17 protein-coding genes, 1 pseudogene and 1 riboswitch are annotated in these 19189 nt (G+C 71.3%); of the genes and pseudogenes, 15 read left to right on the top strand and 3 right to left on the bottom strand.

Features of this window, described 5'->3' with window-relative positions; all coding sequences use genetic code 11:
- Positions 1–22: 22 nt before the first annotated feature.
- Entirely contained in the window at positions 23–370 is a 348-nt protein-coding gene (locus tag ACFY01_RS35425) for a MerR family transcriptional regulator (RefSeq protein ID WP_390739852.1), read from the top strand.
- Between the two features lie 26 nt (positions 371–396).
- Here ACFY01_RS35425 and ACFY01_RS35420 read toward each other — a convergent pair whose 3' ends face one another.
- Complete coding sequence (locus ACFY01_RS35420; protein WP_390739851.1) at positions 397–1170, bottom strand: SDR family NAD(P)-dependent oxidoreductase; 774 nt, start codon at positions 1168–1170, stop codon at positions 397–399.
- Positions 1171–1379: 209 nt separating this feature from the next.
- Here ACFY01_RS35420 and ACFY01_RS35415 point away from each other — a divergent pair, with 209 nt between their 5' ends.
- On the top strand, positions 1380–2150 hold the full coding sequence (locus ACFY01_RS35415) for an HNH endonuclease family protein (protein ID WP_390739959.1): 771 nt from the start codon (positions 1380–1382) through the stop codon (positions 2148–2150).
- A 45-nt stretch (positions 2151–2195) separates the two neighbouring features.
- Here ACFY01_RS35415 and ACFY01_RS35410 read toward each other — a convergent pair whose 3' ends face one another.
- Both ACFY01_RS35410 and ACFY01_RS35405 read right to left on the bottom strand, forming a co-directional pair.
- A complete protein-coding gene (locus ACFY01_RS35410) occupies positions 2196–2954 on the bottom strand; it encodes a hypothetical protein (RefSeq protein ID WP_390739850.1) in 759 nt (252 codons plus the stop codon).
- A 118-nt stretch (positions 2955–3072) separates the two neighbouring features.
- Positions 3073–3762, bottom strand: coding sequence for a hypothetical protein (locus ACFY01_RS35405; RefSeq protein WP_390739849.1), 690 nt, complete (start codon positions 3760–3762; stop codon positions 3073–3075).
- 187 nt (positions 3763–3949) lie between these two features.
- On the opposite strand from ACFY01_RS35405, the gene ACFY01_RS35400 reads away from it, so the two are divergent.
- The 13 genes and pseudogenes from ACFY01_RS35400 to ACFY01_RS35340 all read left to right on the top strand — a co-directional run bounded on the left by ACFY01_RS35400 (position 3950) and on the right by ACFY01_RS35340 (position 18790).
- A complete protein-coding gene (locus ACFY01_RS35400) occupies positions 3950–6106 on the top strand; it encodes an N-6 DNA methylase (RefSeq protein ID WP_390739848.1) in 2157 nt (718 codons plus the stop codon).
- 123 nt (positions 6107–6229) lie between these two features.
- On the top strand, positions 6230–6844 hold the full coding sequence (locus ACFY01_RS35395; protein WP_390739847.1) for a hypothetical protein: 615 nt from the start codon (positions 6230–6232) through the stop codon (positions 6842–6844).
- A 38-nt stretch (positions 6845–6882) separates the two neighbouring features.
- Entirely contained in the window at positions 6883–8376 is a 1494-nt protein-coding gene (locus ACFY01_RS35390) for a protein kinase (RefSeq protein WP_390739958.1), read from the top strand.
- A gap of 55 nt (positions 8377–8431) precedes the next feature.
- Positions 8432–9259, top strand: a complete 828-nt coding sequence (locus ACFY01_RS35385; RefSeq protein ID WP_390739846.1) for a glycoside hydrolase domain-containing protein — start codon at positions 8432–8434, stop codon at positions 9257–9259.
- Positions 9260–9412: 153 nt separating this feature from the next.
- On the top strand, positions 9413–10060 hold the full coding sequence (locus ACFY01_RS35380) for a SurA N-terminal domain-containing protein (RefSeq protein WP_390739845.1): 648 nt from the start codon (positions 9413–9415) through the stop codon (positions 10058–10060).
- A 176-nt stretch (positions 10061–10236) separates the two neighbouring features.
- Positions 10237–11262, top strand: coding sequence for a nucleoside triphosphate pyrophosphohydrolase (locus tag ACFY01_RS35375; RefSeq protein ID WP_390739844.1), 1026 nt, complete (start codon positions 10237–10239; stop codon positions 11260–11262).
- 40 nt (positions 11263–11302) lie between these two features.
- Entirely contained in the window at positions 11303–12598 is a 1296-nt protein-coding gene (locus tag ACFY01_RS35370; protein ID WP_390739843.1) for a cytochrome P450, read from the top strand.
- Positions 12599–12788: 190 nt separating this feature from the next.
- Positions 12789–13820, top strand: coding sequence for a transglycosylase family protein (locus ACFY01_RS35365; protein ID WP_390739842.1), 1032 nt, complete (start codon positions 12789–12791; stop codon positions 13818–13820).
- 182 nt (positions 13821–14002) lie between these two features.
- Positions 14003–14187: riboswitch (cyclic di-AMP (ydaO/yuaA leader) on the top strand.
- A 4-nt stretch (positions 14188–14191) separates the two neighbouring features.
- Positions 14192–14896 (top strand): transglycosylase family protein, encoded by a 705-nt coding sequence (locus ACFY01_RS35360; RefSeq protein WP_390739841.1) that lies wholly within the window; start codon positions 14192–14194, stop codon positions 14894–14896.
- A gap of 347 nt (positions 14897–15243) precedes the next feature.
- Positions 15244–16545: a phosphopyruvate hydratase gene (gene eno / locus ACFY01_RS35355; protein WP_390739840.1), complete on the top strand. Its 1302-nt coding sequence runs from the start codon at positions 15244–15246 to the stop codon at positions 16543–16545.
- Between the two features lie 122 nt (positions 16546–16667).
- Positions 16668–17144 (top strand): septum formation initiator family protein, encoded by a 477-nt coding sequence (locus tag ACFY01_RS35350; protein ID WP_390739839.1) that lies wholly within the window; start codon positions 16668–16670, stop codon positions 17142–17144.
- A 26-nt stretch (positions 17145–17170) separates the two neighbouring features.
- Positions 17171–17632: pseudogene (locus ACFY01_RS35345) on the top strand (DUF501 domain-containing protein); the annotation flags it as partial.
- 255 nt (positions 17633–17887) lie between these two features.
- Complete coding sequence (locus ACFY01_RS35340; RefSeq protein ID WP_390739957.1) at positions 17888–18790, top strand: exopolyphosphatase; 903 nt, start codon at positions 17888–17890, stop codon at positions 18788–18790.
- The last annotated feature ends 399 nt before the right edge of the window (positions 18791–19189 follow it).

Here is a 19189-nt window from a genome sequence, read left to right as displayed (position 1 = left end):
TTGTACGACGACGGGGGCGCGCGTGCGGATCGGTGAGCTGGCGGCGGCGACCGGGGCGTCGCCGCGCGCCCTGCGGCACTACGAGCAGGCCGGGCTGATCACCTCGGAACGGGCCGCCAACGGCTACCGCGCGTACGACGCAGGGGCGGTGCTCCGCGTCCGCAACATCCGGAACCTGCTGGACGCGGGGCTCACCCTGGACGACGTACGGGCGTTCCTGCCCTGTCTCGACGGGGACGTCACCGCCCAACCGGTCTCCGCGAAGGGCCTGCGGATCGCGAGGGACCGGCTGGCCGTGATCGACGCCCGGATCGCGGCGCAGGTGGCGGTACGGGACCGGCTCGCGGCGGCGCTGCGGGAGGTCACGTAGCAGCGCAGGTCACGTAGCCGCGCGGGTCACGCGACCACGGCGCCGCCGTCCACCGGCAGGATCACGCCGGTGATGAACGACGCCTGCGGCGCGGCCAGCCGCGTGATCGCCCAGGCGACCTCCTCGGGGCGGCCCACCCGGCCCAGTGGGGTGTGGTCGAGCTGCCACTTGCGGATGGCGGCGCGCTGTTCGGGCGTGTAGCCGGAGTGGTCGGCGATCGGCGTCTCGATGGCGCCGGGGGCGACGGCGACGACCCGGATCCCCAGCGGGGCGAGTTCCACCGCCCAGCTGCGGGTGAGGACTTCGAGGGCCGCCTTGCCCGCCGCGTACAGGGAGTTGCCGGGCCAGCCGCGCTGGCCGACGGACGTGGTCACGTTCACCACGACACCGTGGCTCTCCTCCAGCGCCGGGAGGGCGGCCTGGGTGAGCAGGACGGGCGCGAGGAGATTCGTCGCGAGCTGGGGTCGCACGGACGCCCGTGAATAGGTGCGCAGCGACTCGGTGTTCACGACGGCGGCGTTGTTGACCAGCACGTCGATACGCCCGTGACGCTCAATCGCGGTGCGGACGACGGTCGCCGGGCCGTCCTCGGCGGTGATGTCAGCGGGGAGGGTGGTGATCCCGGGGTGGCCGTCGGCGGTCTCTGTGAGGGGCACGGGACGCCGGCCGACGGCCAGGACGTGCGCGCCCTCGGCGGCGAACGCGCGGGCGGTGGCGCGTCCGATGCCGGTGCCGGCGCCGGTGACCAGGACGGTGCGGGGGGAGTTGGCGGGTTCGCGCGGTGGGCTCGGTTCGCTCATGACGGGATCGTCGGACCCTGACGCCAGGGGCAAGGTCAAGGGAAATCGGGGTAACAGGGCTCAGGGGCAGGACGTTCGAGCGCTTCATGCGCCTGTCGTCCTCCCCCCGGGCGCTCTCCGCTTCGCGTTCCCCCGCCGATATCGTGGGAACTGGAGCGGGTCCGTCCGTGCCAGGGCGGAACCAGGGGAGGCGAAGGGGGACGCGCGTGATGCGTCTGAGGCGCGGGGCGGTGGGCACCGCCGTACTGCTGGCGACCGGATTCATGCTGGCCGGATGCAAGGACCTCAACTCACCCGCGGACGGCGGACCCTCAGGTTCCGCTGTGTCAACCGCCGGAAACGGCCGGGCGGTGAGCCCGCTGGACAACCCGGACGGAACGAAGCCCGGGTTGGCGGCCATCACCTCCACCGCGGACAAGGCGAAGGCACGGTCGTTGATCGGGAAAGTGGCCACGAAGGGGCGAGGCCCCAAGACGGGGTACGAACGGGACAAGTTCGGCTACGCCTGGATGGACTCGGCGCCGGGCGCCGTCCCCTTCGCTCACAACGGGTGTGACTCACGAAACGATCTCCTCAAACGCGATGGCGAGAAAGTCCGCTTCCGGGCGGGCTCGAACTGCGTCGTCACCTCCATGACGCTGCATGACCCGTACACCGGTAAGGCGATCGAGTGGGTCAAGTCCCGTGCGACGACGGTCCAGATCGACCACGTCATGCCGCTGTCCTACGACTGGCAGATGGGTGCCTCACGCTGGGCGAAGGGCAAGCGGGAGGACATAGCCAACGATCCGCTCAACCTGATCCCGGTGGACGGACCGACCAACGGCGCGAAGAGCGACTCAGGTCCGGCGAGCTGGCTGCCTCCCAGCAAGCAGATCCGCTGCGCGTACTCGGTACGCTTCGCCCAGGTGTCGCTGAAGTACGACCTTCCCGTGACGGCCGCCGACAAGCAGATGATGCTGGAGCAGTGCGGCGGCTGATGGAGGCGGAGACAGCCGCCATCTCCGCCCTCCGCCCGTCCCGGCTCAGCCGCCCAGTGCGTCCAGGTCGATGATCTTGCCGGTGGGCTTCTTCGCCGGCACCGGCTGGTCGAAGTCGCTGAAGTCGAGGTTCATCGGCTCCTTGGCGGACGCGCCGTCGACCCGCAGCACGTACGGCTTGCCCTGGGTGGCGACGTAGATGGTGTAGCGGTCCTTGCCGTCCTTCTCGTGCAGCACGATCGCGGGCGTGCCGTCGACGGTGGTCGTCTTGCCGCGGGTGGCGTCCGAGTTGCCGTCCTCGGCGCCGCCGAGCACCGAGTCCAGGTCGCAGAAGCCCGCGATGTCCTTGGCGTCCTGTCCCTTGGCGGCCATCTTGGTCCACTTGCCGGCCAGCATCGCCACGGCCGCGTCGGTGTCCGACTTGGACTCGCCCTTGCTCTGCGCGCGCAGGAACGCCTCGTCGTACTTCATGTAGACGGTGTCGCCGGTCTTGACCAGATCGGCCTTGCCCTGGCCGCCCATGCTCATCGTGCCGGCACACTCGCCCTTCTTGTTCAGGGCCATGTCGATCCGGATGTTGCCGTCGGTGTCGACGACATCGCCCTTCATCCGCAGCGACGAGGCTCCGGTGGTGGCCTTCATCGCCCGGTCGGCGATCTCGCCACCGGACAGCCCGGCGAACGGTTCCTTCGACTTGCTGTTCGCGGGCTTGTTGTCCGCCTTGTCCTGCCCCGGCGTGCAGCCGGTGAGCCCGACGGTGGTCGCGGCGGCGAGGCAGAGGGCGGCAAGTGCGGTGCGACGCATGGGAATTCCTTGGTGAGAGATGGTGAAGATGGTGGGTGATGCTGAGCGGGCGCGGGGCGGCGGGTGGCCGGCCGCCGCGCCGTGTGCCGTCGTGGTCTGCTGCCCGGCGGTGGCCGGTTCAGCCGGCCTTCTTCCAGTCCCCGCAGCCGGTGGTCTTGAAGTAGGCGTCGGTGGGCTTGATGGTGACGACGGCCGTGCCGGTCACGTTGTTGTTGGCGATGATGGAGTCGAGACCCTGCTCGGCGTCCTTGGTGCGCTCCCAGTAGCAGGAGTCGTCGGCATTGCCGGTGGACTTGTACGTCCCCGGGGCGAGGTCGGTGCCCACCTTGAACATGCCGCCGTCGCCGTCCGCCGTCGAGGCGGGTGAACCCTTCGCCTTCGGGTCGACGGCCTCCCAGTCCTTGCAGCCGCTGGACTTGAAGAGCTTGTCGGTGGCCTTGATGGTGACGTAGCTGGTGCCGGTGACGTTGTCGTTGGCCAGCAGCGAGTCCGTCTCGCCCGAGGCGTCCTTGGCCCGCTCCCAGTAGCACATGTCGTCGGTGTTCCCGGTGGTGCGGTAGGTGCCGGGCTTGACGTCCTTGCCGACCTGGAAGTCGCCGTCCCCCTCGAACGCGACCTTCTTCGCGGCGGCCTGCGAGCCGCCCGAGTCCTTCTTGCTGCCGGGCTTGTGCTGGGCGGAGGCGGAGGACCCCTTGCTGCCGCTGCCGGAACCGCCGTCCTTGTCGTTGCCGCCGGCGTTCGCCGACACGACACCGATGACGACGACCCCCACGACAGCGCCCAGCGCGACCTTGCCCTTCATGCCCATGGCAATCCCCTCCCGACGCGGCGACCGCCTCCGTCCGGCGGTCGCTCGTTCGCTGGGTCAATGAGACCAGAGCTTGTGAACCGAGTCAACACGATTCACAGGGGTGTTCTAGTACACGCTCGTGAATGCCTGGATCGTGTGTACGCCGCTATGCTCGGCTCACACATGGACGAGGGGAGCGGGGCGGGTGCAGGACAACGCAACAGAGGTGACCGCCGCCGGAATCGCACGGCTGGCCGGCGTCGGCCGCGCCGCCGTGAGCAACTGGCGCCGTCGGCACGCCGACTTCCCCAAGCCAGTCGGCGGCACCGAGACCAGCCCCTCCTTCGCCCTCGCCGAGGTCGAGGCCTGGCTGCGCAAGCAGGGCAAACTCGCCGAGGTCCCCCTGCGGGAACGCGTCTGGCAGCAACTCGCGGGGCACCCCGAAGGACCGGTCACCGCGCTGGTGCACGCAGGCTGCGTCCTGCTGCTCATCCACGAACGCCCCACCGTCTGGCTGGACGTGAGCGCCGGCTCCGACGCGCGCCTGGCCGCGATGCTGCCCGACGCGCTGGAGCAGGTACTCGTACCGCGCTTCGGCGTGACGCGCGACGCCCGCGTTCACAAGCGGCGGAGCACCGGCGGGACGGCCGCTGTGAACGCGCCGGACGCGGCGCGCACCGCACCCGCCGTTCACACCGCACCCGCTGTGAACACCCCGCGGTCCGTGAACAGCATCCCAGCCGTTCACATCCCCGCCGGCCCCGAACTGCTCCCCTCCGCCCCCCTTCTGCGCGGCGCCGCCGAGCTCGCCGCCGAGCTGGGCGCACGGCAGACCTTCGAGTTCCTGCTGGGACGGCACCTGGACGCCAACCCCCGCCAGTACACCCTCACCCCCGCCGAACTCGCCCGCCTGATGGCCGAGCTCGCCGGCCCCGCCCGCACCGTGCTCGACCCGGCCTGCGGCACCGGCGCCCTCCTGCGCGCCGTCGACACCCGCCCCGACCAGGAGCTGTACGCCCAGGACAGCGCCCCCGAACTCGCCGCGCTCACCGCACTGCGAAGCGCGCTGCACGCGCGCGTGACGGTGCGCGCCGCCGTCGGCGACACCCTCCGCGCGGAGGCCTACCCCGAGCTGCGCGCCGACGCCGTCCTGTGCCATCCGCCGTTCAACGAACGCAACTGGGGGCACGACGAACTCGCCTACGACCCCCGCTGGGAGTACGGCTTCCCGGCGCGCACCGAATCCGAGCTCGCCTGGGTGCAGCACGCGCTCGCCCGGCTCCGGGACGGCGGCACCGCCGTACTGCTGATGCCGCCCGCCGCCGCCTCCCGCCGCTCCGGCCGCCGTATCCGCGCCGACCTGCTGCGCCGGGGCGCGCTGCGCGCCGTCGTCGCGCTGCCGGTGGGCGCGGCCCCGCCGTACAACATCCCCCTGCACCTGTGGGTGCTGCGCCGCCCGGACCGGACACCCGCACAGCCCCAGGTGCTGCTGGCCGACACCGGGCGGTTCGCCGGCGAGGGGCGCGGCGGGCCCGACTGGCAGGCCGTACGGGACGCGGTCCTCGACGCCTGGCGTGCCTTCGAGCGCGCGGGGGAGTGCGAGGAACGGCCGGGGCTGGCCCGTTCGGTGCCGGTCATCGAACTCCTCGACGACGACGTGGACCTCGCCCCCGCCCGGCATCTCCCGCCGCCCGTCGCGGCCGACGGCGCGCAGCAGCTCACGGCCGTGCGCGAACGCCTCGGCGAGACCCTGCGCCTGACCGCCGACCTCACCCCGCCCCCGGCCGACTCCGCGCGGCCCGCGCGCTGGCCGCTGACCACCGTCGGTGAACTCGCGCGCGGGGGCGCGCTGGTGATGCGCACGGGTGGAAGCGGCGGCCGCACGCGCGTGCCCGTCCTCACCGACCACGACGTCCTCGCCGGCACCGCTCCCTCGGGAACGCTCCCCGAGAGCGACGAGGAGGCCGTGCTGGCCGAACCGGGCGACGTCGTCGTCCCGGTGCTCGGCGGCGGTTCGGTGGCGCGCGTGATCGACGACAGCACGGCGGGCGCCGCCCTGGGGCGCAACCTCGTACTCCTGCGCCCCGATCCCACCGCACTCGACCCGTGGTTCCTCGCCGGGTTCCTGCGCGGCACCGCCAACAACCGCCAGGCCAGCAGCTACGCGTCCACCGCCACCCGCCTCGACGTGCGCCGGCTCCAGCTGCCCCGGCTTCCGCTCGACGAACAACGGCGCTACGGCGGCCGCTTCCGGGCCCTCGACGAGTTCGAGCGGGCGCTCCGGCACGCGGGCCGGCTCGGCGAGCAGCTGGTGCGCGGAATGTACGACGGCCTGACGGACGGAACGGTGGCGCCCGGTTGAGGTGATCGTGGAGCAAAGTGATCAGCACGACAACGGTTCGGTACAACCTGGGACCGCTTGTCCGTGTCGGCCTATACGCTCGAAGCGACAACCGCACGCCCTCTTCAGGCAACAGGAGCAGCCATGCAAGGCCGCGGCTACGCACAGCCGGTGAAGCAGCCGCCCCACATCGGGTGGCTGGTCTTCCTGCGGGTGCTGTTCGTGGTGATCGCGATCTTCAGCATCGGTCTGCTGACCTCGGCGATGCTGTTGCGCCTGGCCGCCGTGACGCGCAAGTCGCTGGACTGGGGCCTGTTCGTGGCGGTGGTCGCCGCCGACATCCTCAGCCTCGTGCTGCTGGGCAACGAAGGCGGGGACGAGGTCCACACCCCCGGCGGCTACCTGGGTGTCTTCCTGCTGCTCGGCACCCTGGTGGCGGCGATCGCGTACTACCTCGCCGCCGACATCCGCCACTTCCACCGGCTCAAGCAGGCCTACACCGCGCAGTTGGCCATGGCGCCGGCGTACGGCTACGCGCAGCCGCCGTCGCCGTTCACCGCGGCGACCGTGCCGAGCGCGCCGCAGGCCCCGCACACCCCGCCGCCGATGCCGCACACGCCGCTGCCCCAGCAGCCGATACCCACCCCGCCGCCGCCCCAGCGCCCGGCGCCCGCGCGTATCGACCAGGTGCGCGCGGAGCTCGACGAACTCAGTGACTACCTGCGCAACCACGACGGCAACCACGAGGGCGGAAGGTGACCGTGGCGCAAGGACGCGTCGTCGCCGGCCGCTACGAGCTGTCCACGCTCATCGGGCAGGGCGGCATGGGCCAGGTGTGGACCGCTTACGACCGGCGGCTCGACCGGCGCGTGGCGGTGAAGCTGCTGCGCCCCGACAAGGTGGCCGGACAGGAGGCCGACGAGCTGCGCCGCCGGTTCCTGCGCGAGTGCCGGGTGACCGCGCAGGTCGACCACCCGGGACTGGTCACCGTGCACGACGCGGGCAGTGAGGGCGAGGAGCTGTTCCTCGTCATGCAGTACGTCGACGGCGCCGACCTCTCCGACCACCTCGCCGAGCACGACCCGTACCCGTGGCAGTGGGCGGTCGCGGTCGCCGCGCAGCTGTGCGCCGTACTCAGCGCGGTGCACGCCGTGCCGATCGTGCACCGCGACCTCAAGCCGCGCAACGTGATGGTGAAGCAGGACGGCACGGTCACCGTCCTCGACCTCGGCGTCGCCTCCGTCATGGACGCCGACACCACCCGCCTCACGCACACCGGCACGCCCATAGGCTCGCCCGCCTACATGGCGCCGGAGCAGGCGATGGGCGGCGCGGTCGGCCCGTACACCGACCTGTACGCGCTCGGTGTGCTGCTGCACGAACTGCTCAGCGGAAACGTCCCGTTCGCGGGCTCCACCGCGCTCGGCGTGCTCCACCGGCACCTGTACGAGCCGCCGCTGCCCGTGCGCCGGCTCCGCCCCGAGGTCCCCGAGGCACTCGAAGCGCTGGTCCTGCGCCTGCTGGCCAAGGACCCGCAGCACCGGCCGGCCTCCACGCAGGAGGTGTACGAGCATCTCGCGCTGCTCCTGCCCGCGCGCGGGACACCCACCGGAGCCCCGCTCGACCCGACGCGCCCCTTCCTGCGCCCGCACGCGCCGTGGCCGGACCGCGCCCGCACGCCCGCGCCCCAGCCCGCCCCCGTCGCGCCCACCCCGCCCGTGACCGAGAAGCCCGACGTCGCCGCCGCCGTCGACGAGGTCAAACGCCTGCTGGGCGAGGGCCGCATCACGCAGGCGGTGGACATCCTGGGCGCGATCCTGCCCGCCGCGGCCGAGCAGCACGGCGAGCACTCCCCTGTCGTCCGCACCCTGCGCAAGCAGTACGCGGCCACGCTCATGGACGACGGCCAGTACCGGCGCGCGCTGCCCGAACTGCGCCGCCTCGCCGACGAACGCGCCACCGAGGCCGGCCAGGCCGACCCGCAGTCCCTGCGCTTCCGCTACGACGCCGCCCAGTGCCTGGAACAGCTCGGCGAACCCGCGGCGGCCCTGGCCGAGTACCGGGCGCTGCTGCCGTACTACGAGAACCAGTACGTCTCCGGCGACCCGCAGCTCGCCCACGACGTCCGCCGCCGCATCGGCCACCTGTTGCTCGCGCTCGGCGACCGGCCCGCCGCCCACGACACGCTCGCGCGCCTCGTGCTGGACGTGGAGCGCGTGCACGGCCCCGGTCACCCGCTGGCCGCCGAGATCAGGCGGACCCTCCAGTGGCTGGGACAGGTCCGTGGCTAGTCTTTGCCGTCGCCGTCCGTTTTCGCCACGCAGCACTACAAGGGTGGGGTCTTCCATGTCCAGCCATCGGCATTCCAAGAAGCGCAGATTCATCACGTGGGCCGTCACGGGTGCCGCCGTCGTGGCCGGAGCGGGCATCGCCGCGCAGACCTCCATGGCGGCCACCACCTGGCCCGCGCAGAAGACGTACACCGGCCGCGCCTTCGACACCTGCGCCGCGCCCTCCCAGTCCGCGATGAAGGCCTGGCACACCGGGTTCTACGGCGCCGCCGCCGTCTACGTGGGCGGCAAGAACCGCGGCTGCGGCCAGCCCAACCTCAATGCCTCCTGGGTCAAGTACGTCAGCGGCCTCGGCTGGAAGCTGATCCCGCTCTACGTCGGCGCCCAGCCGCCCTGCCAGTCCGGCTCCAACCCGGAGAAGCTGACCGCCTCCACCGCGGCCTCCCTCGGCGCGTCCGACGCCTCCGACGCCGTGGCCAAGGCCGCCGCGCTCGGCATGAAGGCGGGCAGCCCGATCTACCTGGACATGGAGGCGTACGACACCACGAACAAGTCGTGCAACGACGCCGTGCTGACGTATGTGCGCGCCTTCGACAAGGGCCTGCACGCCAAGACGTACCGCACCGGCTACTACGGCTTCACCAGCTCCAGCGCCAAGGCCGTTGCCACCGCCACCGACAAGACGGACCTGCCCGGCAACCTCTGGTACGCGCTGTGGGACAAGCAGAACACCACGACCGCCGACTGGCCGTGGGGCTCCACCCAGTTCACGAACCACAGCCGCGCCCACCAGTACATGGTCAACAGCAAGGAGACGCACGGCGGCGTCACGATCACCGTCGACCGTGACGCGTGGGACGCGCCCGTGGCCATCACCGGCTGACCGGCACCCTCCCGCATCCTCCCGGGGCACGCGGCGGTGCCCGAAGCGCGCGCGAATCGTTGGTCGAATGGGTTGGCCAGAGCTTGCCCACTGCCTACCATCGATCACCGCAAGACTTTGTGCACCGCCGCACAAACTCCCTTGGAGGTTTCCTTGCACCGCCGCCGTCGCACCGCGCTCGTCCTGTCCGCCGCGATCGCCGCCGCGGCCCCCCTGCTCTCCGCCTGCGGAAACGACGCGCACCCCGGCGCCGCGGCCGTCGTCGGCGGCCATCGGATCACCGTCGCCCAGCTGGAGAGCCGGGTCAACGAGGTGCGCCGGGCGCAGCAGGCCGCGGTGCCCGACGAGGCGCAGTACCAGCAGGTCCTGGCCTCCACCAGCGGCCTCACCCGCGACACCCTGCACAACATGGTCCTCGACCGGGTGCTGCACCGCGCCGCGCGGGACCAGGGCGTCACGGTCAGCCGCAGGGAGATCCAGCGGATGCGCACCGGCCTGGAGCAGCAGGCGGGCGGGGCGAAGGGACTGGAGACGACCTGGCTCCAGAAGTACGGCATCGCGCCCGCGCGGCTCGACGACAACCTGCGCCTCCAGCTCGAAGCGCAGAAGCTCGCCACCCGGCTCGGCACGGACACCACCCAGCCCGCGTTCTGGAAGGCCCTGTCCACCGCGTCCGAGGAACTCCACGTCGACCTCAACCCGCGCTACGGCACCTGGGACGTGCAGAAGAGCAGCCGGGTCGACGCGAAGACGCCGTGGGTACGGGAGGTCACGGCGAGCGGGACGCAGCAGACGGCGTAGGCCTGGCGGGTCGGGTCGGGTCCGGGTCCGGGTCCGGGTCCGGGTCCGGGTCGGGTTTGGGCCGCACCCGTGCCGGGCCCGGGCCCGGTTCTGGTTCCGGTCATACGATCCCACCGTCGGCCCCACCCTGTGGACAACGCGCGAGACCGCCGACGGGTGTGCGTTACGTTCGAGGCGTGAACACCACCAGCCTCGAAGACGCCCAGGTACCGGGCCCGGATGCCGCCCCCGGCCGGATCGTCCTGCTCACCACCAGCCACCGTGTCGCGCCCGGCCTGCTGTCCTGGCCGGCCTGGCAGGCGCTGCGCGCCGCCGACCGAGTGCTGTGCGCGGACGGCGCCCACCCGCAGCTGCCCTATCTGCGCGAGGCCGGGATAGCCGTCGACGAGGCCGCCCCGACCGCCCAGGAACTCGTCGACGCCTGCGCCGGCGGGCACACGGTCGTGGTCGTGGCGACGGGCGAGGGCGAGCCGGCCCTCACGGACGGCCTGGCCCGCCTCGCCGGCACCGGCCGGATCGCCATGCCGGAGCTGGAGCTGCTCCCCGCCTCCTACGACCTGCCCGGCGCCCGCCTCCTCGACCTCGTCCAGGTCATGGACCGCATCCGCGCCGAGTGCCCCTGGTCCTCCCGGCAGACCCACGAGGGCCTGGCGAAGTACGGCATCGAGGAGGCCTACGAACTCGTCGAGGCGATCGAGGCCGGCGACCGCGAGGAACTGCGGGAGGAACTGGGCGACGTCCTGCTCCAGGTCGTCTTCCACGCCCGCATAGCCGAAGAGGACGCCGACGCCCCCTTCTCCGTCGACGACGTGGCCGGCGGCATCGTCGCCAAGCTCATCCACCGCCACCCGCACGTCTTCGGCGACGCGACGGCCGAGACCCCCGAGGACGTCAAGGAGCACTGGCTGCGGACCAAGGCGGTCGAGAAGCAGCGCACCTCCGTGACGGAGGGCATCCCCCTCGGTCAGCCCGGCCTCGCCCTCGCCGCGAAGCTCTCCTCCCGGGTACGCACCGCCGGCCTGGACGTGCCCCTGCCCCAGGGCGAGGGCATCGGCTACGACCTGCTGGCACTCGCGACCCGGGCCGAGGCGGACGGCGTCGACCCGGAGGCGGCCCTGAGAGCGGCGGCCCGGGCCTACCGGGACGCGATACGCGCGGCCGAGGGCGTGGCGGGCCAGGGCCCCTCCGGCGGACAGCCATAGCCCCCGGGGCGCGCGCCGGAAACCCGGATACCGTCAAGGGGTGACCAACCAGTCCCAGCCCCAGCCGCACCTTCAGGCAGCCCCCGACGCGCCCGCCCCCGAGCTCTTCACCTGGGAGTTCGCGAGCGACCCCTACCCGGCCTACGCCTGGCTGCGGGAGCACGCGCCCGTGCGGCGGACGAAGTTGCCCAGCGGGGTGGAGGCCTGGCTGGTCACCCGGTACGCCGACGCCAAGCAGGCGCTGGCCGATCCGCGGCTGTCGAAGAACCCGGCGCACCACGACGAGCCCGCGCACGCCAAGGGCAAGACGGGGATCCCGGGGGAGCGCAAGGCCGAGCTGATGACGCATCTGCTCAACATCGACCCGCCGGACCACACCCGGCTGCGCCGGCTGGTCAGCAAGGCGTTCACGCCGCGCCGCGTCGCCGAGTTCGCCTCGCGCGTGCAGGAGCTGACGGACCAGCTCATCGACGGGTTCGCCGCGAAGGGCTCCGCCGACCTCATCCACGAGTTCGCCTTCCCGCTCCCCATCTACGCCATCTGCGACATGCTCGGCGTCCCGCGCGAGGACCAGGACGACTTCCGGGACTGGGCGGGGATGATGATCCGCCACGGCGGAGGACCGCGCGGCGGGGTCGCGCGGTCGGTGAAGAAGATGCGGGGCTACCTCGCCGAGCTGATCCACAAGAAGCGCGAGGCGCTCCCGGCCGAACCGGCGCCCGGCGAGGACCTCATCTCCGGTCTCATCCGCGCCTCCGACCACGGTGAGCACCTCACCGAGAACGAGGCCGCCGCCATGGCGTTCATCCTCTTGTTCGCCGGGTTCGAGACGACGGTCAATCTCATCGGCAACGGCACGTACGCCCTCCTCACGCACCCAGGGCAGCGGCAGCGGCTCCAGGAGTCCCTCGCGCGCGGGGAACAGGACCTGTTGGAGACCGGCGTCGAGGAACTCCTGCGCTACGACGGCCCGGTGGAGCTCGCCACCTGGCGGTTCGCCACCCGGCCGCTCACCGTCGGCGGGCAGGAGATCGCACCCGGCGACCCCGTCCTGGTCGTACTCGCCGCCGCGGACCGGGATCCCGAGCGGTTCGCCGACCCGGACGTCCTCGACCTCGGGCGGCGTGACAATCAGCACCTCGGCTACGGCCACGGCATCCACTACTGCCTCGGCGCCCCGCTCGCCCGGCTGGAGGGCCAGACCGCGCTCGCCACCCTCCTCAGCCGTCTTCCCGACCTCCGACTCGCGGTGGAACCAGCCGATTTGCGGTGGCGCGGTGGGCTCATCATGCGTGGACTGCGCACCTTGCCCGTGGAGTTCACGCCCGTCCGGTAATCGACCGGTAAGGGGGACGGCGGGCGGCGCCTTCACGAAAAAGTGACCAGCGTTCAACTCTGTGATCTTCACGTGATCTGCGCGGCATTAACTTGTGACAAGTGATCGTCTGCCGATACGTTCACTCGTCAGCGCGGCGCCTCACCGCAGCCGCCGCGCCGGTTACTGCTGTCTTGCGAAAGGTCACCGCATGCTCTCCGGGAACGGTCGCCACCGACGCCCCCGTCAGGCTCCGGCCCTCCTCGTCGCGGCCGGAGTGACCGGCTCCGCCATCGCCATCCCGCTGCTCGGCGCATCCGCCGCCAACGCGGCCGACGGGACCACGTGGGACAAGGTGGCCGAGTGCGAGAGCGGCGGCTCGTGGAGCGCCGACACGGGGAACGGCTACTACGGCGGCCTCCAGATGTCCCAGGACGACTGGGACAAGTACGGCGGCCTCGACTACGCCTCCACCCCGGACCAGGCCAGCCGCTCGCAGCAGATCGCGGTCGCCGAGAAGATCCTCGCCGACCAGGGCACCAAGCCCTGGACCACCTGTGCCCTCCTGTCCGGCCTCACGTCGAACTCCGGTTCGGTGGACGTCGATACGGGCGTCGGAGGGTCCGGATCGTCCGGTTCCGATGATTCCTCCCATTCGTCGAGCTCATCCGATTCGGCCGGTTCGTCCGATTCGAAGGGGGCCAAGGAGTCCAAGGGATCCTCGGATTCCTCGGGTTCGTCGTCCGATTCGTCGGGGTCGTCCGATTCCGGCTCCTCGTCGGACGCCTCGCCCTCGCCGAGCCTGGACGCCGGTGCGGGATCCAAGGGTGTGGACGGTTCCGCCGGGTCGGGCGAGTCGGCGTCTTCCGGCTCCGGGAAGGCCAAGGGGAGCAGCGGTTCGGCCACGGCGTCCCCCGAGATCGACGACTCGGACAATTCATGGCAGACGGGCGGTTCCTGGAGCCTTGTGGACACCGGGGCGAGCAGTGGTGGCCGTCACCGGGGCGACAGTGCGGATGAAAACGTGACGAAAAGTCAGTCCGCCACCACCTCCGGCCGGCATGCCGCGCGCGACTACACCGTCCGCGACGGTGACACCCTCGCCTCCATCGCCGACTCCCTTGACCTCGAGGGCGGGTGGCGGGCGCTCTATGCCGCGAACAAGGACGCCCTCGGCTCCGACCCGAACAACATCACCCCCGGTCAGACCCTGGAACTCACTGCCGAAACGGGTGCAAAGTAGCGGGAGTTGACGCCCCGTTTTGGGCATGTTGTCCGCTTTGGTGAAAGTGTGGGATGAGTCTCAGAAGCCCTGATCGTCTTTGAAATTCCGCGGATCGCGTGTCTACGGTCATGACCGCTCGCCAATGCGGGCCCCGGCCGCCGCAACGCCGAATCCTGCCAGCGGCTGCCCGGGAACAGTCGTCGCGTCAAGCGCCGTAGGCAGGAGCGGGGGACCCAAGGTAAGCGCCGGGCCCGGAGGTCGAAAGACCGCCGGGGACGGCTAGGGGTGAAGCCGCGCCTCGCACGAGAACCACGCGAGGTGCGGCCGGGCAACTCAACCGGCCCGAACCCGACAGCTCACCTCGCAGGCGTCGGTGAGGGGATCGATCCATGCTGTTTTCCGGCAAGGGCAAGCACCGTCGTCCGTCCAAGGCCGTCCGCGCCATCGCTGTCGCCGGTGTCACCGGCGCCGCCGTCGCCGCCCCGCTGATAGCGGCCGGCAACGCCTCCGCCGCCACCGCCTCCGAGTGGGACGCGGTCGCCCAGTGCGAGTCCGGCGGCAACTGGTCCATCAACACCGGCAACGGCTACTACGGCGGTCTGCAGTTCTCCGCCTCCACCTGGGCCGCGTACGGCGGCACGCAGTACGCCGCCCAGGCCAACCAGGCCTCCAAGTCCCAGCAGATAGCCGTCGCCGAGAAGGTCCTCGCCGCGCAGGGCAAGGGCGCCTGGCCGGTCTGCGGCAAGGGCCTGTCCGGCGCCGCCTACAGCGGTTCGAGCAGCGGCTCGTCGAACTCCGCCGGCTCCTCGTCGAACAGCACCAGCACCCGCTCGACCGACGGGCAGGCCGCCAACCGCTCCGCGGAGCGCCAGGCCCCCGAGAAGACCGTCACCAAGAAGACCGTCACGACCCCGACCGGCAAGAAGGTCAAGAAGGGCGACGGCGAGTACAAGGTCGTCAAGGGTGACACCCTCAGCTCGATCGCCGAGAAGCACCACGTCGCCGGCGGCTGGCAGAAGCTGTTCCAGCTGAACAAGGACATCATCGACGACGCCAACGTCATCTACCCGGGCCAGCAGCTTCACCTGAAGTGACACCTGGCTGGTAGCAGAACCACAGCACCCTCATACCGGTGGTCTCCATGACGGAGGCCCCGTGAGGGTCACGCCCCCCGTCCCCCACGGGGCTCCCCGCTCCGGCGCGTGTTCCCCCGTACGCGCCGGGGCGGGGTCTTTTGGTTTCCCCCAGCCGTTTCCCCGGAGCCGTTTCCCAAGCCTTTTCCCTCCGGCCCTTTGTTCCGCCGGGGAACAATGTGTACCGTCACCGTGTCCACGGGACGGTCGGTCGGCTGCCGACGACCCGGGGACGGTTAGGCTCTAGTCGCAAGGCCCAGCCGCAAGGCACACAGCCCCGCACTTTCAGCGTCACATCCAAGAAGGAGATGCTCGTGCCGTCCATCGACGTCGTCGTAGCCCGGGAAATCCTGGACTCCCGAGGCAATCCCACGGTCGAGGTCGAGGTCGGCCTCGACGACGGCAGCACGGGTCGTGCCGCCGTCCCGTCCGGCGCCTCCACCGGCGCCTTCGAGGCCATCGAGCTCCGCGACCAAGACCCCAACCGCTACCTGGGCAAGGGCGTCGAGAAGGCCGTCCTCGCCGTCATCGAGCAGATCGGTCCGGAGCTGGTCGGCTACGACGCCACCGAGCAGCGCCTGATCGACCAGGCGATGTTCGACCTCGACGCCACCGACAACAAGGGCTCCCTCGGCGCCAACGCCATCCTCGGCGTCTCGCTCGCCGTGGCCCACGCCGCCTCCGAGGCCAGCGACCTCCCCCTCTTCCGTTACCTGGGCGGCCCGAACGCGCACCTGCTGCCGGTGCCGATGATGAACATCCTGAACGGCGGCTCGCACGCCGACTCCAACGTGGACATCCAGGAGTTCATGATCGCCCCGATCGGCGCGGAGTCCTTCTCCGAGGCGCTGCGCTGGGGTGCCGAGGTCTACCACACCCTGAAGAAGGTCCTGAAGTCGAAGGGCCTGTCCACCGGCCTCGGCGACGAGGGCGGCTTCGCCCCGAACCTCGAGTCCAACCGCGCCGCCCTCGACCTCATCCTCGAGGCGATCAAGCAGGCCGGCTACATCCCGGGCGAGCAGATCGCGCTCGCGCTCGACGTCGCCGCGTCCGAGTTCTACAAGGACGGCAAGTACGAGTTCGAGGGCAAGTCCCGCTCCGCCGCCGAGATGACGGAGTACTACGAGGAGCTCGTCGCGGCCTACCCGCTCGTCTCCATCGAGGACCCGCTGTTCGAGGACGACTGGGCCGGCTGGAAGGTCATCACCGACAAGCTCGGCGACAAGGTCCAGCTGGTCGGCGACGACCTGTTCGTCACCAACCCCGAGCGCCTGGCCCGCGGCATCGAGGAGGGCACCGCCAACGCCCTGCTCGTGAAGGTGAACCAGATCGGCTCGCTGACCGAGACCCTGGACGCCGTCGAGCTCGCCCAGCGCAACGGCTTCAAGTGCATGATGTCCCACCGCTCCGGCGAGACCGAGGACGTCACCATCGCCGACCTGGCCGTCGCCACCAACTGCGGCCAGATCAAGACCGGTGCCCCGGCCCGCTCCGAGCGCGTCGCCAAGTACAACCAGCTGCTGCGCATCGAGGAGATCCTCGACGACGCCGCGGTGTACGCCGGCCGCTCCGCCTTCCCGCGCTTCCGCGGCGCGATCTCCAAGGGCTGACCCCGCCAGGGTCAAGCGACAGCCAGTCGTACGTACGTCCCCGTACTCGGTCCCGTACCGTGTGCGGGGACGTACGCACGTAGGAAGCACCCAGGACGCACGCAGGGGAGACGGAGAGCCAGATGGCCGCGAAGGAACGGGACCGTTTCTCCACCGCGACCAGGATCCGGCTGCTCGGCGAGCAGACGGCGGCCCGGGTCTACCGCTCCCAGACCAAACGGCAGGCCCGCCGCTCGCGGCTCACCAGCCGGGCCGCGCTGCTCGCCCTCGTGGTGTGCACGCTGGTGGTGGCCCTGGCCTACCCGATGCGGCAGTACGTCTCCCAGCGCGCCCAGATCGCCGACCTCCAGCGGGAGAAGCAACAGGCCAAGGAGCGGGTCGAGGAGCTGCGCGACCTCAAGGCGCGGTGGCAGGACGACACCTACGCCGAGCAGCAGATCCGGCGGCGGCTGCACTACGTGATGCCGGGGGAGACCGGCTACGTCGTGATCGACCCGGGCGCGGCCAAGCAGGCGCGCGCCGACCTGGTGGCGGCCGACCGCCCCTGGTACGCGAACGTCTGGGACGGGGTCGACAAGTCCGACGCCGCCGACCAGTGAACCCACAGAGAGACTTTCGTACAGGCATGGAAACTCCCGCCCGTCGCCCGACCACCACCCCTCAAGGGCAGCGCTCCGCGCTGACGCTGTTCGATCTGCCCCAAACCCCGCGCACCGAGCCCACCGAGGCGGACGTCGAGGCCTTCAAGCAGCAGCTCGGGCGGCCCCCGCGCGGACTGCGCGCCATCGCGCACCGCTGTCCCTGCGGACAGCCGGACGTCGTGGAGACCGCGCCCCGGCTGCCGGACGGCACGCCCTTCCCGACGACGTACTACCTGACGTGCCCGCGCGCCGCCTCGGCGATCGGCACGCTGGAGGCGAACGGCGTCATGAAGGAGATGACCGAGCGGCTGGGGAGCGACCCCGAACTGGCCGCCGCCTACCGGGCCGCGCACGAGGACTACATCCGGCGCCGGGACGAGATCGAGGTCCTGGCGGGCTTCCCGAGCGCGGGCGGCATGCCGGACCGCGTGAAGTGCCTGCACGTCCTCGTGGCCCACTCGCTGGCCGCGGGGCCGGGCGTGAACCCCCTCGGCGACGAGGCGCTCGCCATGCTGCCCGAGTGGTGGCGCAAGGGGCCGTGCGTGCAGCCGCTCCAGGCGCCCGATCCGGCGGACGAGCACCCGGGCGAGCAGGGTGCGGTCTTCGACCCCGCCGAGGCCCGCAGCGGCTTCTTCGCCGACAGGCCGCTCGTCCCGGAGGGCTTCTCCCGGGTCGCCGCCGTCGACTGCGGTACGAACTCGATCCGCCTGCTCGTCGCCGACGTCAACCCGTCCACCGGCGAGCTGCTGGAGCTGGACCGGCGCATGACGATCGTGCGGCTCGGCCAGGACGTGGACCGCACCGGCCGGCTGGCGCCCGAGGCGCTGGAGCGGACCTTCGCCGCGTGCCGCGAGTACGCGGACGTCATCCGTGAACTGGGCGCCCCGAAGGTGCGGTTCGTCGCCACCTCCGCCTCCCGGGACGCCGAGAACCGGGACGAGTTCGTGCGCGGGGTCGTGGACATCCTCGGGGTCGAGCCCGAGGTCATCACCGGCGGCCGGGAGGCGGAGCTCTCGTTCACGGGGGCGACGAAGGAGCTCAAGGGCCGCGCGGACCTCGCCAGGCCGTACCTGGTCGTGGACATCGGCGGCGGCTCCACCGAGTTCGTCGTCGGCGACGAGCACGTGCAGGCCGCGCGCTCCGTGGACATCGGCTGCGTGCGGATGACCGAGCGGCACCTGCTGCGCGACGGCAAGGTGAGCGATCCGCCCACCGAGGAGCAGGTCGCCGCGATGCGGGCGGACATCGAGGCGGCCCTCGACCTCGCCGAGGAGACGGTTCCGCTGCGCGAGGCGCGCACGCTGGTCGGTCTCGCCGGGTCCGTCACCACCGTGTCGGCGATCGCTCAGGACCTGCCCGAGTACGACTCCGAGGCCATCCACCACTCCCGTATCCCGCTGGACCGGGTCCGCGAGATCACAAGTGGGCTGCTCCGCTCGACCCATGCCGAGCGCGCGGCGATCCCCTCCATGCACCCGGGCCGGGTCGACGTGATCGGCGCCGGTGCCCTGATCCTGCTCGCGATCATGGAGCGGATCGGTGCCGAGGAGGTCGTCGTGAGCGAGCACGACATCCTCGACGGCATCGCGTGGTCGGTGTCCTAGGTCTCTTTTGTTACCGACCAGTAGCCGTCGGGTGAGCAGGTCGGATAACGTTTGAGCGCGGTCGGGGGGCCCTCCGGGGCCCCTCGTTGACGCTCCGCCGGAAAAGTTCGTGAAGTTCTTCACAAGGAATTCGGCCCGTCAGGGGGATCCCGGAGGTTCTGTTGAGCCGTTCGGGGGTCCAACAGGCCTGGGAGCCCGCTCTGGAGCGCTTTGCGGGGCGGTGTCCGGCGAAGGTCCGCAAGAGGTGTTTCCGGGGGCTCACAGGGGCCAGCGGGAGACGGAGAGGCAGCTCACGCGCCATTGACAACGGGTCACGGCGGCGACCGGTTCCCCTCCGCAATCATGACCTGCGTCACGCGGGCGGCGGAGGATAGCACAGGGCCTCGACAACCTTGTGAA

The organism is Streptomyces sp. NPDC001480, assembly GCF_042894725.1.
Classification (GTDB): domain Bacteria; phylum Actinomycetota; class Actinomycetes; order Streptomycetales; family Streptomycetaceae; genus Streptomyces.
Note: the sequence above shows the minus strand (reverse complement) of the source record. Positions and strands in the feature narration are given on the sequence as shown.